General features: G+C 56.0%; 21 protein-coding genes. 16 read left to right on the forward strand and 5 right to left on the reverse strand.

Translation table 11 applies throughout. The features are described 5' to 3' along the window. The first annotated feature begins 545 nt into the window (after positions 1–545). The gene (locus ACQ3DC_RS03445) at positions 546–2,186 is read left to right on the forward strand and encodes a right-handed parallel beta-helix repeat-containing protein (RefSeq protein WP_430751533.1); all 1,641 of its coding nucleotides are present in this window, start codon (positions 546–548) and stop codon (positions 2,184–2,186) included. Positions 2,187–2,221: 35 nt separating this feature from the next. Here the strand turns inward: ACQ3DC_RS03445 and ACQ3DC_RS03450 are convergent, their stop codons facing one another. Then, complete coding sequence (locus ACQ3DC_RS03450; protein WP_430751534.1) at positions 2,222–3,370, reverse strand: acyltransferase family protein; 1,149 nt, start codon at positions 3,368–3,370, stop codon at positions 2,222–2,224. 305 nt (positions 3,371–3,675) lie between these two features. Between ACQ3DC_RS03450 and ACQ3DC_RS03455 the strand changes: the two genes are divergently transcribed. The 7 genes from ACQ3DC_RS03455 (at position 3,676) to ACQ3DC_RS03485 (ending at position 10,299) form a co-directional block, all read left to right on the forward strand. Continuing rightward, on the forward strand, positions 3,676–4,857 hold the full coding sequence (locus ACQ3DC_RS03455; RefSeq protein WP_430751535.1) for a glycosyltransferase: 1,182 nt from the start codon (positions 3,676–3,678) through the stop codon (positions 4,855–4,857). 9 nt (positions 4,858–4,866) lie between these two features. After that, positions 4,867–6,138, forward strand: a complete 1,272-nt coding sequence (locus ACQ3DC_RS03460) for a putative colanic acid polymerase WcaD (RefSeq protein WP_430751536.1) — start codon at positions 4,867–4,869, stop codon at positions 6,136–6,138. Then, positions 6,047–6,844, forward strand: a complete 798-nt coding sequence (locus ACQ3DC_RS03465; protein WP_430751537.1) for a glycosyltransferase — start codon at positions 6,047–6,049, stop codon at positions 6,842–6,844. Before ACQ3DC_RS03460 ends, ACQ3DC_RS03465 begins: the two co-directional genes overlap by 92 nt. A gap of 261 nt (positions 6,845–7,105) precedes the next feature. Further along, positions 7,106–7,387: a serine O-acetyltransferase gene (locus tag ACQ3DC_RS03470; protein ID WP_430751669.1), complete on the forward strand. Its 282-nt coding sequence runs from the start codon at positions 7,106–7,108 to the stop codon at positions 7,385–7,387. Between the two features lie 51 nt (positions 7,388–7,438). Continuing rightward, complete coding sequence (locus tag ACQ3DC_RS03475) at positions 7,439–8,779, forward strand: oligosaccharide flippase family protein (protein WP_430751670.1); 1,341 nt, start codon at positions 7,439–7,441, stop codon at positions 8,777–8,779. 194 nt (positions 8,780–8,973) lie between these two features. Beyond that, positions 8,974–9,660 carry a transposase family protein gene (locus ACQ3DC_RS03480; RefSeq protein WP_430751538.1) on the forward strand — a complete coding sequence of 229 codons (687 nt, stop codon included), beginning with the start codon at positions 8,974–8,976 and terminating at the stop codon, positions 9,658–9,660. Positions 9,661–9,669: 9 nt separating this feature from the next. Then, on the forward strand, positions 9,670–10,299 hold the full coding sequence (locus ACQ3DC_RS03485) for an ISL3 family transposase (protein ID WP_430751671.1): 630 nt from the start codon (positions 9,670–9,672) through the stop codon (positions 10,297–10,299). 498 nt (positions 10,300–10,797) lie between these two features. On the opposite strand, the gene ACQ3DC_RS03490 is transcribed toward ACQ3DC_RS03485, so the two are convergent. Further along, positions 10,798–11,778 carry a polysaccharide pyruvyl transferase family protein gene (locus ACQ3DC_RS03490; protein ID WP_430751539.1) on the reverse strand — a complete coding sequence of 327 codons (981 nt, stop codon included), beginning with the start codon at positions 11,776–11,778 and terminating at the stop codon, positions 10,798–10,800. A gap of 941 nt (positions 11,779–12,719) precedes the next feature. Here ACQ3DC_RS03490 and ACQ3DC_RS03495 point away from each other — a divergent pair. The 8 genes from ACQ3DC_RS03495 to ACQ3DC_RS03530 all read left to right on the forward strand — a co-directional run bounded on the left by ACQ3DC_RS03495 (position 12,720) and on the right by ACQ3DC_RS03530 (position 22,465). Continuing rightward, complete coding sequence (locus ACQ3DC_RS03495) at positions 12,720–13,973, forward strand: glycosyltransferase family 4 protein (protein ID WP_430751672.1); 1,254 nt, start codon at positions 12,720–12,722, stop codon at positions 13,971–13,973. A 26-nt stretch (positions 13,974–13,999) separates the two neighbouring features. Then, positions 14,000–15,028: a GDP-mannose 4,6-dehydratase gene (gene gmd / locus ACQ3DC_RS03500; RefSeq protein WP_430751540.1), complete on the forward strand. Its 1,029-nt coding sequence runs from the start codon at positions 14,000–14,002 to the stop codon at positions 15,026–15,028. Between the two features lies 1 nt (position 15,029). Next, on the forward strand, positions 15,030–16,004 hold the full coding sequence (locus ACQ3DC_RS03505; protein WP_430751541.1) for a GDP-L-fucose synthase family protein: 975 nt from the start codon (positions 15,030–15,032) through the stop codon (positions 16,002–16,004). Positions 16,005–16,050: 46 nt separating this feature from the next. Continuing rightward, on the forward strand, positions 16,051–17,511 hold the full coding sequence (locus ACQ3DC_RS03510) for a polysaccharide biosynthesis tyrosine autokinase (protein WP_430751542.1): 1,461 nt from the start codon (positions 16,051–16,053) through the stop codon (positions 17,509–17,511). Between the two features lie 74 nt (positions 17,512–17,585). Continuing rightward, positions 17,586–19,022: a sugar transferase gene (locus ACQ3DC_RS03515; RefSeq protein WP_430751673.1), complete on the forward strand. Its 1,437-nt coding sequence runs from the start codon at positions 17,586–17,588 to the stop codon at positions 19,020–19,022. A gap of 165 nt (positions 19,023–19,187) precedes the next feature. Next, on the forward strand, positions 19,188–20,957 hold the full coding sequence (locus tag ACQ3DC_RS03520) for a DUF4012 domain-containing protein (RefSeq protein ID WP_430751543.1): 1,770 nt from the start codon (positions 19,188–19,190) through the stop codon (positions 20,955–20,957). Between the two features lie 181 nt (positions 20,958–21,138). Continuing rightward, positions 21,139–21,732, forward strand: a complete 594-nt coding sequence (locus tag ACQ3DC_RS03525; RefSeq protein ID WP_430751544.1) for an LPXTG cell wall anchor domain-containing protein — start codon at positions 21,139–21,141, stop codon at positions 21,730–21,732. Between the two features lie 322 nt (positions 21,733–22,054). Beyond that, complete coding sequence (locus ACQ3DC_RS03530; RefSeq protein WP_430751545.1) at positions 22,055–22,465, forward strand: VanZ family protein; 411 nt, start codon at positions 22,055–22,057, stop codon at positions 22,463–22,465. Positions 22,466–22,484: 19 nt separating this feature from the next. Here ACQ3DC_RS03530 and galU read toward each other — a convergent pair whose 3' ends face one another. From galU to ACQ3DC_RS03545, 3 genes are read right to left on the reverse strand one after another with little or no spacing between them, the layout of a single operon-like run. Next, the gene (galU, locus tag ACQ3DC_RS03535) at positions 22,485–23,375 is read right to left on the reverse strand and encodes a UTP--glucose-1-phosphate uridylyltransferase GalU (RefSeq protein ID WP_430751546.1); all 891 of its coding nucleotides are present in this window, start codon (positions 23,373–23,375) and stop codon (positions 22,485–22,487) included. A gap of 54 nt (positions 23,376–23,429) precedes the next feature. Further along, positions 23,430–24,332 carry a nucleotidyltransferase family protein gene (locus ACQ3DC_RS03540; protein WP_430751547.1) on the reverse strand — a complete coding sequence of 301 codons (903 nt, stop codon included), beginning with the start codon at positions 24,330–24,332 and terminating at the stop codon, positions 23,430–23,432. Between the two features lie 9 nt (positions 24,333–24,341). Next, a complete protein-coding gene (locus ACQ3DC_RS03545; protein WP_430751548.1) occupies positions 24,342–25,877 on the reverse strand; it encodes a polysaccharide biosynthesis tyrosine autokinase in 1,536 nt (511 codons plus the stop codon). Between the last annotated feature and the right edge of the window lie 18 nt (positions 25,878–25,895).

Here is a 25,895-nt window from a genome sequence, read left to right on the forward strand (position 1 = left end):
CAGAGTGCTACAACTCTCTTGAGACCTGTCGGCTGTGTATAAGCAGGGCTCTTTAGGAAACAACAGGCAAACTCTTCGATATAAGTCGGATATTCAACTGGGCGCACTCCCGGTCAACTATTGCTACGTTCCCGGCTCTGAGCGGCACCCACCCTTAGCGTCAGTTCATCTTCAACAGTTGGCCCAACATTAGCGGCAGACCAACAAATTGGAGACTACGGCTGTTGTACATAACTGCGACAGCGGGGCGAAGGATAGCAACCCCCCCGACGTCAGATCATTAGGCATGCAAGAAGGCACTGTTGAGCGCATTGATTAGAACTGCGTACAGCGCGCTGACGAACAAGTATTCGATCGCAAGTGCTTGCGTAGTTGCTACTGTAGCGACTCAGCTAGAACCCAAATAACCTATCTGGCATGATGAACCCCACGCCACCCAATCGGTGCATGACGAGTGCATTTTTGGCATTAGTCCGCCAAACTACGGCTGGTAATACTACCTGCGATGTCGACTTGGACCTTTCCCTTGCATGTGAGGCGAAGACATGATTGATCGTATAGACAGCAGGATACCCCGCGAAAAAGACAACGCCTCAATTCAGCGTCGCAAACTCCTCGGGGTCGGAGCGTTAGCTGCTGTAACGTCTGGTATAACAGCGCTTTTCGGCCCAAATACGAATAAGGCGAATGCCGCTTCCGGCGAGGTAGAGAAGACAAATCTCAGTACGCAAGAAGTTTCCACCTATCTGACCAAATGGAAGCCCGAAACAGGGTATGGAGCAGGTGAAACGGTGGTAAGTCCCAGTGGTGATGTCGTGTTGGCCAAGAGTGCTTTCGTCAGCGGAAGTACATATAACCCGACCAATTGGCAGGTGAGTACATCTGCCCGACTAGGAAATGATCCTCTAGACTTCGGAGCTTCGGCCACTGCAGATAGTGCATCTGCCTTCGTCGCTGCATCATCCTCATCGAAAACAATAAGATTACGACCTGGAGCGACTTACCGCATCGCTTCTGAGGCCGTTTTACAACCCGGAACGGTACTCGAGGGCAACGGCGCAACCATCCAACTCCTCCTACAAGGGCATGTGACAGCATCCGATAATTGCACGATCAAGAACATAAGCTTCGTGACTGGCAACACCGTTGGGTTTGTCGGAGGAGAACGAGCGGTTACTGTTCGCGGCTCGAACGTCCTCATTGAATGTTGCCAATTCATCGGTCAAAACTACCGTCATGGCGTTGTTATTGAACGCCCAAACGGCGGCTCATGCGATAACTGTACGATTCGGCATAACAAGTTCTCAAACATTGGCTACGGGATATTAAAGCAGGGAGGTCCTATCGCCAATCCTTGCACGGCACACTTTCTTGCGATACATGACAACACCTTTAAAACTGTCCGAAGAGGGGATGCCATCGAACTTAACGCGGGAGCGGACCACGATATACTTATTGCATCCAATATCATCGATGATGTCACTGCGGGCACACTTAATTATGCGGGTTTCGGCATTGCGGTGGCTGGCCTCTCTGGTTACTCCTCGCCGGAGGCCGATCGACTTAGGCGTTGCCTCATCACCAACAACATAGTTACAAACGTAGAACGCACTGCAATCCACGCTGAGGTCGCAGCGAGAATAGAGATTAGAAACAATCATATAGAGCAGACAGCTACGAACTACGAAAAAATTGGAACTGGAATAGCGATTTATGGGTCGATAAACTGCACAATTCAATCTAATAGCATCTACAACTTCAACACTGGAATTCTCGACGGCATCGGATATATCAACGGCGAGAACATTATTTCCACCGACAAAAACCGGATTCGCGACAATGACATCACCTACTGCATTGTTGGCATCAGTGAGGGGGTCGCCGGCGAAGGTAAGACTGCCCATGTCGAGCGAAATACACTGACGAGCTGCACGACGGGGATCAAGCAATTCGGAGCAGCATCGGGAGTCTACTACACAGCCAACACCCTGGTTGCCTGTTCAACAGCATTAAACATAGATGCGAATCCTGCGGCGAAGTTGTCCGTAGCAGCCAATAATAGGCGGATCAACCTCAAAGATAACCAAATATTTACACTCGATTCCTCGAACCCATCGAACGTCTTTAGCAATTTATTCGGCACGACGGTTACAGGTGATGGCAATAACTTCAATCTACCTGTGTAATCGGAATCAGGTGCTCAATATTATATTGACCAAAGCTACCGGATTTTAGATACCGCGTCTTCGACGACCAGCGAGGTTGCTCCTTCCGTCTTCTTCTGGTGCTGCGTTATGAATCTTCGCTCAACGCTCACATGAAAGAGATAGGCTACTCCCGCCGACATCGGGAGCACGACAAGGCTCATGAAGGCAAATCTTTGCAGAGTCGACATGGGCCAATGAAGTGTCAAAAGGTTGCCGAGCCCCAAGAGCGGACTGTGGATAAGGTAGAGGCTGTAGGACCAAAGGCCCAGCCAAACCAGTGGTTTACTTTCCAGTACCCGGTGGAGAATAGAGTGCTTCCCGGCAACGCGTCGCTTGGCCATCCATACCACCCCCAAAGTAATGCCAGCCCCCGTCAAGAGTTCGCTTGCCCACAAAGGACCGGGAGCGATAAGGACAAATCCGGCCGCGCTAGCGAGGACAACGAGCGTAGCTGCGCCTAGATACTGGCATTGCACCCCATTAGCCACGATGTGTGCGGCTATTGCACCCATCGCAAATAGGGCAAGAAACCATAGATGCCCAGCGTCAAGGGTTGGCAGCAGGACCGCGACAACAGCACTCAGGCCGAGGCAGACTGCCAGCATCGCAAGAGGTCCTATTTTTCGCCAAAGGGGCAGTATCAAGAGCGGTAGGGCTAGGTAGAGTTGCCATTCTGTTGCAATTGACCAGGCAGGTCCGTTGATTTGATAAGCCCATTCTTTATTCAGGTTATGCACTACAAGAACGTGGGCAATCAGACCGTCGATTGTTGGAGGAATTTTGGAGTCCCACGCAGTACCTTGTCTGGTCTGAAGGACAGGGATGGCTGCAATGAGCAACCCAAAAAGCAAAAGTGACGCGAAGTATGGCGGCAGAATGCGCTTCGCACGCCGCGCGAGAAACGAGCCGGTTCCTTTGCGAATTCGGAGTCGCCTTCTTCTAACAATCGGCAGTGCCAGCACAAATCCAGACAAGACTATGAATACTGATACAGCGTAGTTCCCTGCAAATAGGACCTTATGCAGATACGGGAGTTCCCTGGCAATATCGCCTTCATGTCCGGTGTAGAGCGAAGCGTGAAGCACGGCAACAGCAACCGCAGCAACCGCTCGCATGCCGTCGATAAAATCAAAATCCAGGCGTCCCTCTGCAACCTTATTCACGCTAGGAGCGTACTGCATCGTGGCGTCTACCCGGCTAATCACACCCCGCCCTACTGACGAAAATCCCTTCGGCCCTATCCGGTGACGAAAGCACAAGCCACGGGCGACACATCTCACTAAATTTTCGTCCCGCTGCCACGAGACACGCTTTCTGCAAGTCAACCTGGCGCATCTGCGTCGGCCCTTCAGCAGCATCACGAGCATGTGAGGTGCTGACCAAACTATAGTTAGGCGTTGGGGTCATGAGACTCACGAGAATCCAGCAAGGCGGACTGGCTGCCAAAGGGCTGTAGACAGGGGTGAACATGCGCAAGGTACTGCAGGTGAACATACGGCTCTCTGAGGGCGGAGCCGCTGGTGTGGCTCGTACTTTGGCCGAAGAACTCAGTCAGCTGGGTGTGCACAGTCCTTTTGCCTACGGTTATGGCAAGAGGGGCGGAAGCTCCCCCCTTGAAGACATATATGACGGCGTACGGATGACTCCGATGCCAATAGCGGCATTAAACAAAGCAAGTTACGGCTTGATCGGGCGAGAAACAGACCTGGTGAGTCCGAAGTTATGGGCAAACTTCGTCGACGAAGTTCAGTCAAGCGATTTAGTGCACCTTCACGCTATTCACAGCTACTTCATATCAACCGAACGCCTACTCGCAGCTCTGATCAACGCAGGAAAGCCGGTCGTTTGGACTCTCCACGATCAATGGATCATGACGGGTCGGTGTGCCCAACCCGGAAGCTGCCGGCGCTGGGAAACAGGTTGTAGTAAATGTCCCAATCTGCAGGCGTATCCCCCGGCTGTTTTCGATCATGCGGCCAACCGGTGGCATGAACGTTATGCCGCGGTGTCCCGGCTTCAAGAAGCAGTCCCAACGGCCATAGTTGCTTGTGCCGACTGGCTCGGTAAAGAGGCCGCGAAAGCTGGCCTGAAGAACGTCCAAGTTATCAAGAACTCTGTGGATCGGGAGTTTTGGAATGCAACTCGGACGGCACCCATGCTGGCCGGAGGTGGTATCAGAAACCTGTTCATGTGCCGAGACCTTCGAGATCGGCTCAAGGTCAACTGGCCGATCCTTGAGCGGATAGCTCAGCTTGGAGATCAACGCCTGACCATAGTCGGAGATAATCCTGAGAAGGCTCCTGAAGGTTCTGTACAAAAGCCCGCAATCATGAATCGGACCGACCTTGCCCTCGAAATGTCAGCGCATCATCGTCTAATTTTTACTTCAGCTGTCGATTACTTTCCTCTCACTATTGCAGAAGCCCTATCAGCTGGTTTGGAGATTCTCGCCCTCGATTCGCAAGCCGCACGTGAGTTTGAACGGCATCCGAGAGTCAAGATAGCAAATACCGAGGACGACCTGGTCAACCTCGCAAGAGAAGCTCTGACACCGGTAGTTCAACCATCTAGTGAAGAGACATCATTCTTCGACCCCAAACGTATGGCCCTTGAATACATGAACGTCTACCGCTCTTTGTCTCTTATCTAGGCCGCGTTTATGCAGCGATTAGTTTCATTTCTGACGTTTGTCTCCATAATTTTTCAGCATTTTACACTTTTCAATCTTGCCAGTTTTGAGATAACGGTCGGGTTGGTCGCTGGATTAGCTGTTGTTTTTTTGCTTATCGAAAAGATTCATGTCAAGCTAGTCGCGTTCTGCTGGATATCACTCGCCGCACTAACGTCCGCGGCAGCTATTTCGTCGCCAATAACCGTGCCCATCAATTATGTTCAAACATTCGCGCTATTTGTGCTAGCTACCTTTATAGTAGCTAGTTCCTTTGGTCCGATTCATGTCGGAATTGTAAAGTCTGAAGCCTTCTCAAGATCTCTACTTCTCGCATTAGCTGCAGTCGTTGCCATTTCTATTGGACAAGTTGTGCTTGGCACGTTGGGGTCAAGTCTTTTGTTCAATCCCTTTGGGACCCATCAGTACCTACATGAGTACAAACCATATATTGGCATCGTCCAGTTTCCCCGAGCGCACGGGTTTTTTCTCGAACCTTCATACAACGCATTTGTCATCGGGTCCGTGGCCGCTGCTCTTCTCTGTCTCAAACGTTTCAGCAAAACCACGACAGTCTTAACTGTGCTTGGCCTCATAGCGTGCCAGTCCGCGACCGGGCTGTTGTTGCTGGTCTTCCTGCTTGCACTGGTTGCCAGCAGATCTCGCCCGGCCATCGCCATCGCCGCCGCTGGCCTGATTTTCGGCGTCATCCTGTACGCCGGCGACTACCTATGGATTCGACTGCTCTCCTTCGGGACAGAAGGTTCAAGTGCCTACTATCGAGTATTCGCTCCGGTCGAGGTTCTAATGGATGTGCTAGCGGACGCGCCTCTCGGCATGCCGTTGGGTTCGGTTGAGCAGGTAATGAGCAGATACGGACTAGAAATGGCTGGTGTTCAAGCCACCTCCTTGGACAACGGTTTTTACGTGATCATTTTCTATTTTGGATGGCTCGGCGTGCTCCTGCTAATACTAATGCTCGCAGCAACCCTTTATGCATCTAGGATTAGGAGCTCGAGCGCCTTTGCCTGGGTTGCTCCAATATGGTTGTTTGCTTCCCTTTTCTTCTCGGGAGGAATTATGGCCCCCGAGTTCGCAGTAATGACTTTTATAGTAGTAGCCAGATATAGATCAACTCCCCGAAGCTGGCACGGAAAAACCGAGGTAAACTTTGCTACTCAGCATTATCACCGTAACCTTTCGAGATTTACACGGTCTGCGGCGGACTATCAACTCCCTGGCACGCCTACGGGCCTGCAGTGAAAATGACGTGGAACTGATCATTATCGACGGCGGCACCGGCAGCGATTTTCAGCAGATCGCCTCGAGCCTGTCAGGAAATGTAAGAATAGTAAGCGAACCGGACGATGGCATATATGATGCCATGAACAAAGGTTTGCGTATGTCCAGAGGCGATTTTGTGTGGTTCCTTAACGGGGGCGACGAGTGCACGATCGAAAAGATTCAACTGTTTCTCAGCTCGCTTCGACGCGCTCGAGGCACCATGGCATTTGCTGGTTACTCTCTCGATACTGGCTTCGGCAGGATATCCCGAAAACCTCGAACTTCCGACTATATATGGCACGGTCTACCGACATCGCATCAAGCTATTTTTTATCCTGGCGACATAGTTCGCGCACAGGAATACGACTTGAGCTACAAAATCGTCGGTGATTATGAATTGACGGCTCGTTTGCTAAAAATGGGAGTCGAATCATCTGCGATAGACCATGAAGTTGCGTCCTTTCAGCTTGGGGGCGTGTCACAAAGACAAGCTCGCCTCGTAGCTCTTGAAGCATCTCGTGTTCAAAAGACAACTCTTGGATATAGGTGGCACTACAGGGCCGTAAGTCGTCTACGACACATTGCCAGCCGCAATCTGCGTCGTCTGCAAACACGAGAATGGGCTCGACTTACTAGGCCGTCTCGAGACGCAAGTTACCCGCCCGCGTCCCTAGACAATGAATGACGCTAGATTGAAAGGAACCGCTCGATGAGTTCAAAGGAGGCCGGGTATTGGCGCGCTGATAGGGCCATTTACGGGAAGAGTGCCTGGCTCATGCAGCCCTCATATTGGGCAATTGCTGTTTATCGATTTGGGAGGTGGACCAAGACTGCACCCCCGGGCATAAGAGTAGTAGCGCACTGCGTATATTTCGCTGCATATTCCTTTGTTCGACTTGCTACCGGTATAGACATTCCGCGGGGCGCCCGCGTTGGTCCTGGTTTTATGATCCACCACTTCGGTGGCATCATCATCCACCCCAGCTCAGTAATAGGAGCCCACTGCGTCCTTCGCCACGGCGTAACAATCGGTGCGCGCGACAAGTCGGGGCCACCGACGTTAGGTGACAACGTGGTCGTCGGTGCATACGCGCAATTACTCGGTTCAATCCACATAGGGGACGGTGCTCGCATAGGCGCGATGGCCGTCGTTCTCCACGACGTGCCCACAGGTGCGACCGTAGTGGGAAATCCTGCCCGGATCATCACCCCTAGATCTCGCAGCTAAGTGCGAAGCATCTTCGCCGCCAACTCTCGGCAGTGGCCGCTCCTTGCTCAGGTGTGCATTGCAGGAGTAGGCCTCGTGGGTGCTACGCTGGCCGCGCGAATTCTGGGACCGAGGCTCTATGGCAGCTACTTTCTTGGATTGACCATTGTCTCAGTTGTCGCCATCGCCTCAGACTTGTGCGTCAGCCAAGCCATCCTGACGCGGTCACCGGGGTACACAGAAATGTGGAGGCGTTGGCGTGCTCTTAGTGTCCTCCTGGCAACGGCAGCCGCTCTGCTAACGTTTGCCGTCGCCGTCACAATGTCAGCCGATGCTGACAGCGTCGGCATGTGGTTGGTGCTTACCGCCGGAGTGCCAATCTCTTTATTGAGCATGACCGGCCGTGCGTTCCTAATACTGGACGGAAAGCTTCGGTACATAGCGAGCCTCGACGTGACTTCAGTGGTACTGGCCAACGTTCTCATGTTATTGCTTGTTGCTGCCTACCAGACACTCACGGCAGCCGCAGTTGGTCAGCTGATAATCGCAATAATCCGATGGATCGGTTTTGAATTCCGATTTAGGAAACCTGTCTCTAGTCCACTATCGGTGAAGGGCAAAGGTATATGCGGGTCTTTTCGTAGTCTGTGGTCGTCTACGTCGGGAATCTATCAAAGCCAACTTTCTGGTTTTATCGCGCGGAATGGGGACAATCTGATAGTGTCGGCGGTCCTCGGCCCGTTCCATCTCGCGCAATATTCTCGCGCCTATTCATTCTTGCTCGGTCCACTTCAGCAAGCACAAATGGCTCTGACACCTATGACGCTCCGCGACCTGACGCATTCTGGATTACGAAATGTACCGATGGTGGACGGTATGAGATCCGCCAAGCATCTACTTGTAATCATGTTGCCCTTGACTGGCACAATGGCCGTCGCTGGTGAAAAAGTTGTCTCGCTACTGCTCGGCCCAGGCTGGGAGTCCGCGGGCGAGCTCATGGCAGCCTCCGCCGGACTTGCCATATCGATGACTGTGGCGCTCCCAGCACGCTGGATCCTGATCGCTAGAAGAAACTCAGGCAAGCTAAAGTTGGATTCACTACTTCAGTACTCCTTGCTGGTTGGAGTATTGGTCGGGTCGGTCGTCTGGGGATTGCCTGGGAGTTTGGTCCTTAATGCGACCCTGTTGGGGCCTGCAGCGGCCGTCGCTGAGTGGATGCTCCTATCCCGCACCTACCGTGCCGAATTTCTAAAGACAGTTCTGCCTTGGACGGCAGCGCTTACAATACTTCCTGCTTTAGCGATGGTTATGACTGATTTCATAGGGCTTGACGGAACTGCCTACGTAGCAATGGCCGTTGTCATCGCAGTAAGCACGTCCGCGGCCGGTCTCCTCGTTCAACGCAAAGCCTAAGCTGCAGTTTCCTAACGAAGTACCTGAGTTGGCTCACGGGCTGTGCTCTCGCGAAAGCGCAGGCCGCTGACCTGCGGTTATGTGGCTCTTCGTGGTTGGTGGGGAATTGAGTTCGTGTCGTTGCAGACAAGGCGGCCCGTGGCCCTGTTGGGATGAGTGTGTCTAGCATTCAACTTGGAACAGGACCACGAGCCGTGATCGAGCCTACCGGGGTCGCAGCCGACGCTGCCACCATTCTCTTCAACCTGCCCGACTACCGTGTCATTTCCACCACCGTCACTGCCGGCCGGCGGCAGGTCATCGTCGAAACTGACGAGCTCCCTGGCTGCCCGAGCTGCGGTGTCATCGCGTCGCGGCGGAAGGAACGCCGCTTCCAGCGGCTGCGGGATATTCCTGTCGCGGGGCCGGTGGAAGTGCTCTGGTCCAAGTACCGCTGGTACTGCGAAGAAGTGGCGTGCGACCGGCTCTCGTTCTTTGAATCAACACCCCAGGTTCCGCGCCGCGCCCGCTCCACAACCCGTCTCCGGGACCAGCTCGTGGACGCAGTTATCCGCTCCGGCAGAGCCGTGTCGGAGACGGCTGCCGGCTTCGCCGTGTCTTGGTGGATGGTCCGCGCGGCGGTGACCGAAGCCTGCCTGCTCAGATTGCCCGATGTGGACAAGCTCAGCCCGCGGATGCTGGGCATTGATGAACACCGGTTCCGGTCCGTGCGCTACTTCCAGGACCCGACCACGAAGGCGTGGAGACGGTTCGAGCCGTGGATGACAACCATCGTGGGTCTGGATACCGGTCAAGTCCTTGGCGTGGTCGACGGCCGTGACCACAAGGGCGTCGGGGACTGGCTCTTCGCCCGGCCCCTGCAGTGGCGCCTGGCCGTGTAGGTCGTCACTATCGACCCCTCCGCGGCGTTTCGCAAAGCCTTGCGGATGTGGCTGCCCCGCACTGCTGTCGCCGTCGATCACTTCCACCTCATCTCACTGGCCAACCAGGCAATGACCGAGACCCGGCAGAACCTCTCCCAACAGGTCAAGGGCCGCCGCGGACGGGCCACCGATAAGGCCTGGGCGCACCGCATGCTGCTCCTGCGCGGCGGCGACACGCGCACCTGCCGGGCCGCGCACCGGCTCGAGGAAGTGTTCGCCCTGGATGACCCGACCGGAACCCTCCAGGCCGTCTGGAAGGTCAAGGAACAGCTCCGGGCACTGCTCCGCACCGGCTCCCTGGAAGACGCGGCGGCGGCCAAGAAGGTACTTGAGGAACTGGTCAAGGCAGCCGCACGGCAGGAGACGAACAGGCTCTACCGCACCGTGTGCAGGTGGTGGAAAGAGATCGAGGTACTGATCATCACTGGCGCCACGACAGGCAAGGTCGAGGCCAACAACACCGCAATCAAGAACATCAAACGAACCGCACGCGGGTACCGCAACGCCGCCAACTACAAGTCGGTTATTCTCTTGAGAAGTGCCGCCGGACGGTGGCATGACGCTCATTCCAGGAATCCATTTCCCCACGAACCGTGAAGAGCCGGCATAGGCTTCGGTGCCGGCGGCACGCACGAGTCACTATGACATGCCACGCCAAGGGCCGTCTCCGAGAGGCCCTCGCGAAAAGACGACGGCGCCGGACGAATTGAACCCCTGGACCTGCTCGTGGAGCGGGGCCTGCGCTAGTGGATTCAAAGTGGATTCAAATACCCAGCTGACAGCACTACACGGACTGCAGCACGTCCACGGCCCAGTGAAAGGAGCATCGCGGAGCCGTTGCAAGCGGTGTTCTTTCCGCCGGGAGTGAATGACTACTCAGCTCGAGCAGCCAGACAGCTCGCCAGTTCTAAAAAGCACCCCCGCGGTGGGCGTTGACGGTGTGGTGAACCTCTCGCGGCGGCCGGGAGGGCTAAGGAGAATGGTGGTGGCAGCGTCGGCTGGAACCTTGAGGAGGCTGGATTGAGGCTCGTAGTCCCGTACTTAGGGGACGAGAGCAGGCCGGGCCTTTCGCTACTGGCTCCAACGTCACGGCAGTTACGACGGACGGCTAAACTGCGATTTCCATTCATTTATAGCGTTGGTCGGCAGCGAAATACTTCGGCTTGCCCGCCTTTTTATACTTTCAGCGATCTCATCTCGTTGACCGCGGGCGTGAACCGGCAACATAGTGTCTCGACCAATTTCCAGAGCTCGATTATCAACTGCCACTATCAACCCCCAGTGACCACGCTGAAAGGCACGTATGCCTCCATGCAAACGCGTGCCGATATAGTCTGCATCTGTGGAGATCAAAAGTTTGTCATACGCGTTCAGATCCGGCGTAATTAGTTCAAATGCACCGTTCAGCTGCTTCGCGTATGCAGCGTCTCTCACGGCTTGCGGCCACACTACGACCCTCTTGTAATACTTGCTCACTTCGTCGAGGAGCCACTGATCTTCCTCGACATTTTTATTGTAGTCAGTGAGTGTGACGATGCATGTTTCGGACCGCGCTGGCGAGGCGGACATGGTTGACAGGTGCCACATCGTGGGACAAGCCGTATTTAGTACGTTGAAGCCCATCTTCTGAAGGCGCTCCATCGTATATTCATCACGTACAGAATGTACATGATCCTTTGAAAGCACCTGGTTGAGCAGCCATGACGTATAAGCATTAGGCTCTGCTTGATACTGCCACCACCCCACACCCATAAGGATCACCTTATTGCGCAAGAGCGGGGCAGTCAGCGGTCCAACCTTCCATTGCTGATACCACGGCATGTTGGAGGACAAAAGGTTTGTCCCACCAACTATCGCCAGCTTGGACGTCCTCGCAGTGCGTCGCTCAGCTGCACTGAGCCGTCTTTGAGTTGGCAAACTGCCACTAACTTCAAGAAGCCCGTCCAGTCCGCGGAGTACACTTTCCTGAATAATTTGATCACCCACATTTGCGGAAGATATTGAAGGGTCAAGCAGTAGAGTACTCAATGTAAACTTTCTGTATAGCGGCATGCCAAGTTGTAAAGCCATAACCATGCTGTAAGGCGACAGTGGGGCACAAATCTATTTCCGATCACCTAGAACCTGGGCCGGTGGTGATCCATACTTTTTTCCCGGCAGCAGTGTGCCAGAGACGACGGCACCCGGCGAAACCAGACAATTCCGCCCAATGTTAGAGCCCCCCAGGACGATACACCGAGAAGTGATCCACACTCCGTCTTCGATTGTGATGGGTTTAGTTATTAGGCCCATATCCGTCCGGTGCGAATGACTACCCGTAGTCAAAAACGTCTCCTGTGAGATCACGACATTGCTACCAATTGTAACTTGGTCCTGATTATGTATCCAGACACCTTCGCCGATCCAAGAGTTGCTACCAATTGATAGCTTCCAAGGAAACTTAACTCGCGTTCGCGGCCGGAAAATTACGCCGTCGCCAATCTGCGCTCCGAATGCTCGCAAGGCGGCCGTCCTCACCCGCGAGCTTACTTGCCAAGCGTTGGTGACAAGGACCAATTCGACGGCAGACCATAAATACACAACCACTGCAGGTCTTCCCCATGCAGCCCTTTCACCGGGAGCTTTCGCTAAGCTGATGATCGGCTGACTGTCAGCACCGTGTACCCCATCAATACGTTCCATTGGCTTCTCCATAGCTGGCCCCCGTGCCGAGTGGGATCGTGTGCTGCGTGCCTATTAGCACTGAGGCTTGATTATTCCATATCCGATGCGACGGGGCTCAGAAGGCGAAGGCCGACGGGCCCCTGATGATCCGTGCATGCTCAGGTGGGCAAAGTTGCAGGAGATGACATAACAACGGCGACGATATGCACTATTTCAAGCATCGTGAAATTCCGTCAGGATCCCGAAGAGCAGGTGATCAACGTCACTACACTGTGGGCGTCGGAACTTCGACACAGAACGGGCACCCGCGCTCGCGGTGCTAATCTCTTTCCGTGATCGATGCCAAACTGCGAGTGACCATAATCGGGCTCCATTACGCTCCTGAGTCGAGCGGAAACGCACCGTACACTACTCGCTTGGCTGAGCGGCTGGTAGCAGGTGGCCATAACGTTCAGGTGCTTACAGGATATCCTCATTACCCTGAGTGGAAACTTGCGGAAGGATACAAAGGCTGGACCCGTCGTGAGGACATAAACGGTGTAGCAGTCAAGCGGTTACGGCATTTCATCCCTTCTCGTGTAACTACCCTAAGTCGACTTCACATGGAGCTGAGCTTCGGATTCCGGTTATTCACGTCTTCATGGGGCCGACCAGACGTGGTCGTCGTCGTCAGCCCGGCTCTGTTCTCAAGCGCGTTTGCTCTTCTGCGTCGCTACGCAGGCGTCAGCAGGCCTGGAATCGGACTGTGGATGCAAGACCTCTATAGTCGAGGGCTAGAAGAGACTGGAGGAGGCAGCTCCCTGGCGTCTCGAATGGTGAAACGTCTCGAAGGTGCGCTTGCCCGGTCGGCCACAAAAACAACAGTCATTCATCAGCGCTTCGCTGACTACTTGTGTTCCAATCTGAATGTCCCAGCGGACGATGTCTCCGTGATCAGAAACTGGTCCCATGTTGAGCAATCGGGCGACGTAGATACTGAATCCGTTCGCGCACGTTTTGGCTGGAGTGAGAACGACCTCGTAGTTCTTCACGCTGGCAATATGGGAATTAAGCAGGCACTTCAGAATGTCGTCGCGGCCGCTCGTCTCGCGGAAAGCCGTGGATCGCGCGTACGTTTTGTACTCCTGGGTGATGGCAATCAGCGACCATTTTTGGAAGAACTGGCCCAAAGTTGCCGGAACGTTCAGTTCATTAGCCCGCTCTCCGATCGAGACTTTATGCCCGTCCTGATGGCAGCAGACATCCTGTTAGTGAACGAGATGGAGGGCCTGCGTGAAATGTCTGTCCCGAGCAAGTTGACCTCATATTTTCGAACCGGTCGGCCTATCATTGCAGCCACCGAGGCGGACAGTGCGACTGCTGGCGAAATCTCAGACTCAGGTGGCGGCATCGTAGTCAATCCTGGGGACCCTGCGGAACTCTTGGTAACTGCGGAACGCCTGGGCATAGACAAAGACCTCGGACTTGCTCTCGGGCGAGCCGGTAGGAAGTTTGCTGACCATATGCTCGCCGAAAGCGCCGCTATAGTTCAGTACGAAAACTGGTTACAGACGATCGCAGCCGCGAACGACGCCAAGCGGAAAATCCGCAGCAAAACATCATCTTGACCACCAATATTTAGGGGGAAATCACAATGACAAAGCGTGCTTTTATCACAGGAATTACAGGCCAGGACGGCTCTTACCTCGCCGAACTCCTTCTCAGCAAGGGATACGAAGTTCACGGTCTTATTCGTCGAGCCTCAACTTTTAATACTGCACGTATTGATCACCTTTATGTTGATCCGCATGATCCCAGCGCCAGGCTTTTCCTCCACTACGGTGATCTCAGCGACGGTGCTCGGCTCGTGACTCTGCTGGCCCAGATAAACCCTGACGAGGTTTATAATCTCGCCGCACAGTCTCATGTACGAGTATCATTCGACGAACCGGAGCACACTGGTGACACCACCGGCGTCGGTACAATTCGTCTTCTGGAAGCAGTACGTATGTCAGGCATCCAGACGAAGTTCTATCAGGCATCATCCTCCGAAATGTTCGGTGCCACTCCTCCGCCCCAAAACGAAGAAACTCCGTTCTATCCCCGATCGCCCTACGGCGCAGCCAAGGTATACAGTTACTGGCTGACTAAGAATTACCGCGAGGCTTACGGGATGTTCGCGGTTAATGGAATTCTCTTCAACCATGAGTCCCCCCGCCGCGGCGAGACATTCGTGACCCGCAAAATAACCCGGGCAGTGGCAGCTATCAAAGCCGGCAAACAGGACCTGCTTTACATGGGTAATCTGGACGCGGTCCGAGATTGGGGTTACGCCGCAGAATACGTTGAAGGCATGTGGCGCATGTTGCAGGCCGACGAGCCTGATGACTTCGTGTTGGCAACGGGCGGCAACTACACGGTCAAGGATTTCCTTCAGATTGCCTTTGAACACGCCGGTCTGGACTGGGAAAAATACGTGCGGTTTGACGATCGTTACCTTCGTCCCACGGAGGTAGACGCCCTAGTGGGTGATGCATCCAAGGCGCAGGAAAAGCTTGGCTGGAAGGCATCGGTTCATACTCCCGAGCTCGCTCGCCTTATGGTTGACGCTGATATTCAAGCCCTTGAGCATGTCGGAAACGCATGGATCGACACAGTCAATCTCGACTCCTGGAAGAACTGATATGTCGGAGACAACTAGCTTCCAACCTGGCCCACTTGATCGGCAAGCCCCGTTTTACATAGCTGGCCACCGCGGTCTCGCGGGATCGGCTGTTTGGCGCCATTTGGAGTATTCGGGTTTCACGAACCTGGTGGGGCGGAGATCCGCAGATCTCGACTTACGAGACCGTGACGCCGTCTTCCAGTTTTTTTCAGAGATAAGGCCGCAGTACACGGTGCTGGCAGCTGCAAAAGTCGGCGGCATCCTAGCCAACAGCACGTACCCAGTCGACTTCATCAGTGAGAACCTCAGGATACAAACCAACGTCTTAGACGCAGCACTGGCTACGGGCGTCGAGCGACTCCTGTTCCTCGGATCCTCCTGCATTTATCCGAAGTTTGCGCCACAACCGATTACAGAAGACTCCCTACTGACTGGCGCTCTAGAGCCGACAAACGATGCCTATGCCATCGCTAAAATTGCGGGCATTATGCAAGTGCAGGCGGTCCGCCGGCAATACGGACTCCCCTGGATCTCGGCGATGCCCACTAACTTGTATGGCCCCGGAGACAATTTCTCACCGCAAGGGTCGCATGTCCTTCCTGCCCTCATTCGGCGGTACGAGAATGCTGTCGTGACCGGGGCGGAGAGAGTCGTCAACTGGGGATCCGGAAGTCCTCGACGCGAATTCCTACACGTCGATGATATGGCCGCAGCGTGCCTTCACTTGCTCGAGACTTACAATGGCCATGAGCAAGTGAATGTCGGAACTGGCACTGACATCACAATCCGCGAATTGGCCAACGTTGTGGCAGACGCAGTGGGCTATCAAGGAGTAACTGAGTGGGACACGTCGAAGCCGGACGGCACACCTCAGAAGCTATTGGATGTCTCAAAACTGGAAAGTGAAGGATGGAAAGCCAAAATCAGTTTGGCTGAGGGCATTGCGTCAACGGTTCATTGGTACCGCGACAACTTCGAGTCCGTCAGGGCGTAGCCCACCATTGCTGAGCCTTCCTGCAAACTTTTGAGAGGTGCATGTCTTGGAATTGAGCGATTATCTCCGGGTCCTTCGACGTAGCTGGGTCCTAGTTGCCGCTATTGCCCTGCTCGGGATACTCATCTCAGCGGCTATCTCGCTTTCGGTTCCAGCAACTTATATGGCCAAAACACAACTCTTCGTGGCCATCCAAAGTTCTGGGTCCGTTACTGAGCTTCAACAGGGAAATACGTTTAGTCAGGCAAGAGTGCAGTCTTACGTGAAGACGGCCGCTACTCCTGTTGTCCTTCAACCGGCTATTGACAGCCTGGGTTTGGAAACGACGCCGGCGGAGCTTGCTACAAAAATTACGGCATCATCTGACCTGGATACGGTGTTGATAACAATATCCGCGGCCGACCCTTCACCAGTTCAATCTGCGGCAATCGCTCAGGCTGTTGCAAACAGCCTTATCGACGCTGTCGACAGGCTCGAACGGCCCTCACAGGGAGGAACCTCACCGGTACGTCTGTCAATCATTACTCCCGCGACCGCGCCCACGACCCCGTCGGCACCCAATACCAGATTCAATCTGATGCTTGGTCTTCTTATGGGTTTGGCTCTGGGCATGGGAGCAGCAATGCTGCGCTCAGCACTTGACACCAAAATTCGTGGAGAATCGGATGTCCGTAGAATCACTGACGTCCCAATTCTAGGAGGTCTCAGTTTTGATGCTGACGCAGCGAAGAAGAGCCTTCTGACTCAAGTTCCGCCGCAAAGTCCTCGCGCAGAATCTTTCCGCCAAATAAGAACAAACCTTCAATTTGCGCATGTCAGTCACAGCTCTAAAACGGTCCTCGTTACTTCTTCTGTTCCTGGCGAGGGTAAGAGCACCACCGCCATCAACATGGCAATCGCCCTTGCTCAGGCTGGACAGCGAGTCGCTTTGGTTGACGCTGACCTACGACGTCCAATGGTCGGTGAATATTTGGGCCTCGAGCGCTCTGCTGGCCTAACCACCGCTCTGATTGGCAGCGCCACGTTGGAAGAACTAATTCAGCAGTGGGGAACCGATGAACTCTATGTCCTTACGTCCGGTGAGATTCCGCCTAATCCGAGTGAGCTTTTGGGCTCAGGGGCTATGCAGGCCGCAATTGACCGTTTGGAATTGGACTTCGATGTAGTAATCATTGACGCGCCGCCGCTTTTGCCCGTAACTGATGCAAGCGTGTTGGCTCAGCGTGTGGGTGGTGTAGTTCTCGTGGTCGGAAGCCAACAGGTGAAAGCCTCTGACCTGGAAAAGTCACTGACTGCTCTTGAGATGGTAGATGCGGAGTTGTTGGGCGTCGTACTGAATAAACTACCCTCGAAGGGGCCCGACGCATACGCTTACTACTCCTATGGTTCTGAAAGCGCGAGCAAACGACAGGGCGGCCGAAAAGAAAAATTGCGCTCGTCTAAGTCGTCCCATGACTTTGACGAGATTGTTTTTGGAGAACGGGGCCAGCACGCAGACCATCCTTGAGATGTTCTGCAAGTGAAAATATGGCCGTGCAACTCTATTTCAAAAATATAGTGTTCCGAAGGGGAATGAACATTATGTATCCCACGGCCGACTGGCGCACGAAGTACCGGCAGCGCTTGGGTTGGGCAGACGCCTTCGTCGTCTCCTGGGCCACAAGCGGCGCATATGTGGTCCGGTTCCAATTGGACTCCCGAGGAACCGCCGAGGGTGACTCTGTCATCTATGCAATCTTGACGGTTGTGCTAGCAGCCTGCTGGTGGGTGTTCCTTGGTCTATGGGGCACTCGGGACCCTAAGATCCTTGGCGCAGGTACGGAGGAATATAAGCGACTTTCAGCAGCCTCTCTCTGGCTATTCGGCTTTGTCGCGATCACCTCTTACGTGTTGCAGTTTGAAACGGCCCGCGGGTATGTCGGTCTAGCATTGCCCGTTGGGCTCTTTGGACTCCTTGTTGCCAGGTGGGTAGTTCGTCAGGTCTTGTGTGTAGAACGTTCAAGGGGCACCAGCAATTCTCGCGTCATGGTCATAGGTGGGCCTCATTCCTCTGAGCATCTAGTACGTTCTTTGCTGAGCCACCCCGAGGCTGGCTACCAGCCCGTTGCCGCCTATTTGGTTGGACATACAGGAGCTTCAATGAGTTCCGACATCGAAACACGCGTCGTGGGGTATTCAACCGACCTAAAACAAATAATTGACGGGATCGACGAATGTGGCGCGGACACTGTGGCTATATCCAGCGGTGCCCAACTAAGTCCTGATCAGTTGCGCCGTCTTGGATGGGAACTGGCCGCTCGCGGAACGGGCATGATTCTTGCTCCCGCGCTTACCGATGTAGCGGGTCCGCGTATCCATACCCAACCGGTGGCCGGGCTTCCCTTGATTCATGTCTCTACCCCCAAGCTCACGGGCGGCAAACGAATCGCCAAGAGGCTGTTCGACATGTCCGTAGCCTTCCTTCTGCTGCTGGTGTGCAGCCCGGTTCTCTTGACGATCGCTGCCCTCGTAAAGTTCACCAGCCCGGGTCCCATCTTTTATACTCAGCGAAGAATAGGAAAAAATGGAACGCCTTTCAGCATGATCAAGTTCAGATCAATGCGGACTAATGCTGACGATGAGCTGCAGGCTCTATTACAGGCACAAGGTACAGCCGATCGGCCTCTATTCAAAATCGAGAATGATCCCAGAATTACTGCCGTGGGTCGAGTGCTAAGGAAGTACTCCCTTGATGAACTTCCTCAATTGTTCAATGTGCTAGCTGGCACGATGAGCCTGGTGGGGCCTCGCCCTCAGCGCGAAGGTGAAGTTGCACTGTACGATGATGCAGCGCACCGACGACTATTTGTCAGTCCAGGAATGAGCGGACTATGGCAAGTTAGCGGTCGTTCTAATTTGTCCTGGGAACAGTCCATAAGAATCGATCTTTATTACGTTGAAAATTGGTCACTTACACAGGATATTGTGATCTTGCTAAAGACCTTCAGGGCCGTCTTTGGTGGTCACGGAGCAGTATAAACATCTGGGCAACCTAGTCCTCTGTACTCAATCAGCCCGGCCGCCCTGCATTTGACCCCTGATGAGACCTTACGCATAAGACATACGGGAAATCACCCTCCGGGGCAGGATGACCAAGGATGGGATGGAGATGAAGTGCGGGCGATGAGTCGACGCAAAGTAATCATGTTGGTTGCATCTGCTGTAGCCGTAATCGCTCTCGCATATGGTGCATGGTTGGCGCATCAGGTGCTCGCGGTGCGTGACCACCTCAAGGCTGCTAGGGGCAACCTCGAGATCCTGGAAGCTCAACTAGCTACGGGCCACGTTAGTCCCGATACAACAACACTCCAACGGCTGCAAAGCGATGCGAATGAAGCCAGGGCCGTAACTTCGACTCCAGGATGGAAATTCGCGGTCGCGGTACCTCAGATAGGGCCAAATTTTCAAACTGCTAGCGAGCTGTCTGTTTCAGTGGACGACATAGTTGATCGCGCGATAGTCCCCCTATTGTCCGACGCAGACCTCCTTGATTTTGAAGCGCTTGCTCCCTCTAACGGCGCGGTTAACCTTGAACAGCTTCAGCGGGGCGCACCCAAACTGATTGCGGCTGCCAATGTGGTGCAACTGTCCTACGAACGCCTGTCGCGTATCGAATCTTCAGTGCTTGTTTCGCAGATCTCAGAGCCGCTCGCAGAAGCAACTGAGGAGTTAGGAGATTTGTCGCGCCGCTTGGATGTGGCAGCGAGTGCCGCGAAGCTAGCCCCCGCAATGCTGGGATCGAACGAGCAACGACGGTACCTGCTTCTAGTGCAAAATAATGCCGAGCTGCGAGCGACTGGAGGCATCCCAGGGGCGTTGGCTGTGCTAACCCTAAATAACGGAACAATGACTTTAGAGGATCAGACGACTGCCAGCGCTTTAGGACAATTCGTTCCTCCCATCCCAACTGACGCAGAGCAGAATCAGCTGTACACGGCTCGCCTTGGTCGATACATGCAAGATGTTAATTTAACTCCTCACTTCCCAACTGCCGCCCAAACTGCGCAGGCGATGTGGGAAAAGAATACAGGCGAAAAATTGAGTGGCGTCCTGTCCATTGATCCAATTACTCTAGGCTATTTAATCGATGCATCGGGACCTATAAGCCTGACGAATCCGGACCTGATAGCCAGCCTTCCCAAGGAATTTCCCAAGGAGTTGACCGGAGATAATGTCGTACCGACTCTCCTTTCCGAGGTTTATACGAAGATCCGGGAACCTCAATTGCAGGACGCGTATTTTGCGGGAGTAGCTGAAGCGACCTTCAGGAAGCTCTTAAGTGGCTCCGCCCAACCCAATCTACTCTTGCAGAAAATAGCGAAGGCAACGGACGAAGGAAGGATACGACTGTGGTCTACGACAGCAAGCGAGCAGTCCCTGATCGCTTCCTATCCACTTGGCGGCTCTGTAGCAGGCCCGAATGTCCAGCCTTCTGAATTCGGCGTTTACTTCAATGACGGTACGGGCGCGAAAATGGACTACTACGTCCAGCGCACGGTTCAGTTGCGGAAGAAGTGTCCTGCAGATGGCTACGAGCAGGTCACCGTGCGGGTAACTAGTACCAACACCGCTCCGTTGGACGCAGCCACATCCCTGCCTTCATATGTAACCGGCGCCGGCGATTTTGGCGTTCCCCCTGGGTCGGTGCAGACAAATATCGTCGTGTATGGGCCAGTGCAGGCACTCGTGGAGACAGCGCAACTTGACGGTCAGAAGACCGAGTTCGCCCCGCATCGTCACGACGCTCGTCCCGTGGGTGTCTTGGCGGTTCGCCTAGCGCCAGGGGAAAGCAAGACAGCAGAGTTTACGTTCTCAAAGATTGTTCAACACACTGAACCTAACCTTGTAGTCACACCAACCGTCCAGCCTGTAAAGGATGTGACCCTACCCATAGAAAATGCATCCTGCCCGTAGCTGTGTGGCTAGGGCGTTAACACTATGTAAACCGACTGGATTGAGATTGCTCACAGGGAAGAGCAGATGGTAGCTTCTTACTTGGGATAACTATCCGGAGTTCTGCACACAGGTCTCGTGCGGAGGGGAAAAACTCCCCATATCGGGTAACCATCAATACTTAACGTCTCCGGGGGGACACATGAAGAAAACACTCGCAGCGATCGCACTTGCAGGCTCTATTGCACTTATCGGTTCGGCGCCTGCCGTAGCCGCAACCTACCCGGCACTTCCGCCGCAAGCCGCCGTTTCTGATGGCACCGTCGGCCCGGGCGAAGACTTTATCTTCAGCGGACAGGGCTTCCTTGCCGGCGAAACCCTAACCATTACCGTGACCCCGGGCGTTGCCCCGGCTTCGGATGGCGCTAGCATCGCCGGTGGTGCCGCTGTAGCGGCCAAGATTCCGGTCGTTCAAGCTCCCCAGACGCTGTCGACAGTTGCAGACGCCCAGGGCCGCTTCTCACTCCCGATCTCCATCAGCGAAGCTGGTACCTACTCGTTGACTGCAACGGGTAACACATCCGGCGTTGTTGTTGGACCCGTTACGGTTACTGTCGTTGGTTCACTCGCCAACACGGGCGGCGCCCCGCTGGCTACCACCGGCAGCGGCCTGGCCAACACCGGCGCTGACTCAGGTCTGATCCTCTGGACCTTGGTCGGTGCAGGCGCACTGGCTGCCGGCGCAACTTCGGTTGTTGTTGTTCGCCGCCGTGCCAAGGCTGAGGCTGCCGCCTAACCGCAGCACGCAATTACCACCGAAGATGGTGGGTGTACTCCAGATATGGGGAACACCCACCTTCTTTCTTTAAAGTCTCAGCGGGCTAAGCAACCAGGGCGGCCGGCCGGATTGTGGTATCAATATGAGCTATGGGGAGACATTGGCGAAGAAGACCGAGAGAGTACGACTTCTCCATGCGATTCCTCCGCCCGCAGGCGCTCCGCTACGGCCTTCTTCTACTTCTGGCAGCCTCTGCATCCGCGACAACGGTTTTAGCTCTTCTACGGACCTCCTGAGGCCCAGCTTGGGCTACCTCCGCGTGCAAAGAGTTTGGCAGCTCGTGCTCGCAGCCATGCTGGTCCCGCTCGCCTTTATTGCGTTCTGGCCCAGCCCCATAGATCAACCGGTGCAAGATCAACTGGCTGCTGTGCTGGATTACCTTCATCACCACGGAATTCCAGCTTGGTTCAACTACAAATTTGTTGAGGCGTCGGCAAATATAGGACTCTTCGTACCGCTAGGGATAGTAAGCTCGCTTGCGTTTCCGGAAAAGCAGTGGTGGCAAATCGGAGCATTCGGGTTGTTGATTTCCGGCTTTATGGAACTCGGCCAACTGCTCGTTCTTCACGACCGTTTTGCAAGCCCGATCGATCTTGTGACAAACACATCGGGAGCAGTCATAGGGGCACTCCTGGCCGGGTGGGCGCTCAAAAGAGTAGAGGCCCGCCACCCTGCGGTAGCGGACCTCTAGAAGGCATTGAAGCGTAAAGCTAGTTCACGAAGCCCTTCATCCAGGTCTTCAGGTCTTCGCCGAACTCCACGCGCTCAGACGCGAGTGTGATGACTGCCTTGAGGTAGCTCAGCTTGTCGCCGGTGTCGTAACGGCGGCCCTTGAAGACGACCCCATAGACTCCGGAGCCTTCACCCTCGCCGGCGGCCAGGGTCTGGAGCGCATCGGTCAGCTGGATCTCGCCGCCGCGGCCCGGCTCGGTGTTCTCCAGGACGCCGAACACTGACGGGTGCAGCACATACCGCCCGATCACCGCGAGGTTGGACGGCGCCTCCCCCACGGCAGGCTTCTCAACGAGGCTGTTGACGCGGACGTAATTCTCGCCGTCCACCGCTGTGATGTCCGCGCAGCCGTAGGCGCTGATCTGGGACGGGTCCACCTCGATCAGGGCAATCACTGAACCGCCGGTCTTCTGCTGCACCTCCATCATGGTGCTGAGCAGGTCCTCGTCCTCGTCGATGAGGTCGTCGCCGAGCAGGACGGCGAAGGGCTCGTTGCCCACGTGCTGACTGGCGCACAGCACCGCGTGGCCCAGGCCTTTGGCCTCGCCCTGGCGGACGTAGTGGATGGGTCCCAGTTCCGAGGCGTACTGCACAGACTCCAGGCGATCCTTGTCGCCCTTCAGTTCCAGCGCGCGCTCCAGGCCCGGCTCGCGGTCGAAGTGGTCCTCAAGGGAGCGCTTGTTGCGCCCCGTGATCATCAGCAGGTCGGTCAGGCCGGACTTCACGGCTTCCTCAACGACGTACTGGATGGCCGGCCGGTCCACGACCGGCAGCATTTCCTTCGGCATTGCCTTGGTGGCGGGCAGGAAGCGAGTCCCCAATCCGGCAGCAGGAATGACGGCTTTGGTGATAGCTTTCCCCGTAGTCATAGCTGAACCTTACAAATCAGGGGTAGACAAAGGCAATTTCTCCGCCTAAAGGGCCTACCGAAGTCCGCGGAGATCGCGCAGGAGCCGTGGAGTTGAACGGAGGAATCTTGCCCATCTGGCCCGGTGCTGCACGAGCCGGCCCCGGAGGGACATGTCAGCGTAGATGTTTTGGCTCAGGAGGACTTCGGGAGGCGGGAACATAGCGCGCCACAGCATCCCTGGCTTCTCCCGCCACGGCGCCTGGACGATTGCCACGAGCCGGGCACTCCCCGGTTCCCTGGCCATCAGCCGGTTGCGCCATTCCACTGACGGCTCCGGCCATTCCGGAGCGCTTGCGTCCGGCAGGAGGTCCTCAAGGAAGGGGCGCATGGCCGCCAGGGAGCCTGTCGCCTTCGCGACGTCCAGGATGGCCAGTGCGTGGGAGCCGCGGTTGGAGATGTCCGCCAAGAATTCGAGCTCCTGCCGGCATGCAGGCAAATGCGGCGCACGGAGGGCATGCAGCGCCAGGATCAGGATTCCCAGCGCCTTTGACGGGACCCGCACGGCCCGTCCGGCAAGATCGAGAACTTCGGTGCTTGCCCACATCACCTCGAAGCAGACGGCGGCCGGATGTTCCATTCCCGGGAAGCGGAAGTGGACGTCGATGCAGCACGGCCAGTCAGGGTGGTCCAAGGTAACGGAATGTTTGGGAAACGTTCTGCTGTCCGGATCCACGGGACGTTCCCGCCAACCGCGATCCCGCAGACCCTGCAGTATGTTTTCCAGGCGTGAAGGGTCGACGAAGACGTCCACGTCAGCTGACGTTTTGGGCTGGCGCAGGCCCTGAAGCACGCTTGCCGGGCCCTTGATGAAGAAGGCCCGGATGCCCAGGCCGTCCGCCAGCCGCGCTACCAAGGCGTGGCCCAGGAGCACGCCCTCGGAGATGCTGAGCTGCGTGACACTGCCGTCGTCCGCCACGGGCACCGCCTAGTTCCGGACTCTGCGGCCGCTGAGCGCGGCTTCAAGGGCACCTTCGGACTCGGTAGCCGCCCCGACGCCATGGCGCTGAGGTTCGGGCTGGGTCTCCGGGCTGTGTGCGGACGTATATGTTCCGTAGTAGGAGTAGGCGTCGGTTCCCCGGGTGGGCACGTAATTGAGGACTGCGCCCAGGATCCGGCCCTTGACCTTGTCCAGGTTTCCCAGTGACTGTGCCAGCTGCTCCTGGGTAGTCCTGCCCGTCCGGATCACCACGATGGCGCCGTCCGCCGTACGCGAAAGCACAGCGGCATCCGTCACCGGAAGCAGCGGCGGGGCGTCGATCAGGACGACTGCGTCTTCGGCAAGGGCGTTCAGCATGTTCCTCATGGCCCGGGAGCCCAGCAGCTCGCTGGGGTTGGGCGGGATGCGGCCTGAGCCGAGGACTGAGAGGTTCGGGAGTGCACCCCAAGGCTGGAGGACGTCCGCCAGCTCGGCGGTGCCGGTGAGGACATCGGTGACGCCGGCGCCCGGAACCAGATTGAAAACGTCCACCAGCGTAGGCCGGCGGAGATCGCCGTCGACCACTACGACGTTCTCGCCGGCGGCCGCCATGGCGACCGCAAGGTTGGCCGTGACAGTGGACTTTCCTTCCGCCTGCACGGAGCTGGTGACGACGATGATCCGGGGCGGCTGGTCCACGTCCAGGAAGCTGAGGTTGGTGCGCAGCTCCCGGAGGGCCTCGGCCATGGCTCCGCCGGCATCGTGGACCTGCGCCTCGGTGCCGGCGTCCAGGACCATGCTTTTCCCCTCCAGCCGGTGGTCCACCGGCAGGGTGCCCACCACCGGGACACCGAAGAGCCGTTCGACGTCGGCAGCCTTGCGGATGCGCCGGTCAAGCTGCCGGCGGATCACCGCATAGGCCACACCGAGGGCCAGGCCGACGAGCGCGCCGAGTGCCAGGTTGAGCCTGGTGTTGGGTGAGGTGGGGCCCGTGGGGAGGACCGCCTTGCCCAGCGGGAGCACGCGCACAGCCGTTGCCGCGGGGGCCACCTGCGTGCCGTCCGGGGCTGCCGTTTCGATCGCCTCCACCTGGGCGGCGAGGCCGTTAACCCAGGCATCGGCCACGCGCTGCGCCGTGGCCGGGTCCGTGGACTGGGCGGTCACCCGGATCTCCGCGGTGTCCAGCGGGACCTTCACGGTGATGTTGCCGAGCAGGGCGTCCGCGGTGGTGTTCAGCTCCAGCGAGGCGATGACCCGGTCCGCCACCAGCCGCGACCTTGCCACCGACTCATAGTTTTTGACCTTGGCCTTGGCCAGGCTGTCCCCCGCCAGTGACAGGCTCACGTTGTCCGAGCCCGGCGTGACCACGATGCCGCTGGAATCGGAGGAGTAGATCTTGGGCTGGAGGACCGTCCAGCCCAACGCCGCCAGTGTGGCCAGCAGGGTGAACGCGACAATGGCCTTCCAGTAGACCCGAAGGACCCGGAGGTAGTCCGCCAGGTCCATGCCGGCGGGCGCTTCGGCGGGAGCGGCTGTTGCGCTCATGGTGGTTCCTTCCACTCA

Origin of the sequence: Paenarthrobacter sp. NEAU-H11 (assembly GCF_050573415.1) — a bacterium.
In the GTDB taxonomy this organism is placed as follows: Bacteria; Actinomycetota; Actinomycetes; order Actinomycetales; family Micrococcaceae; genus Arthrobacter.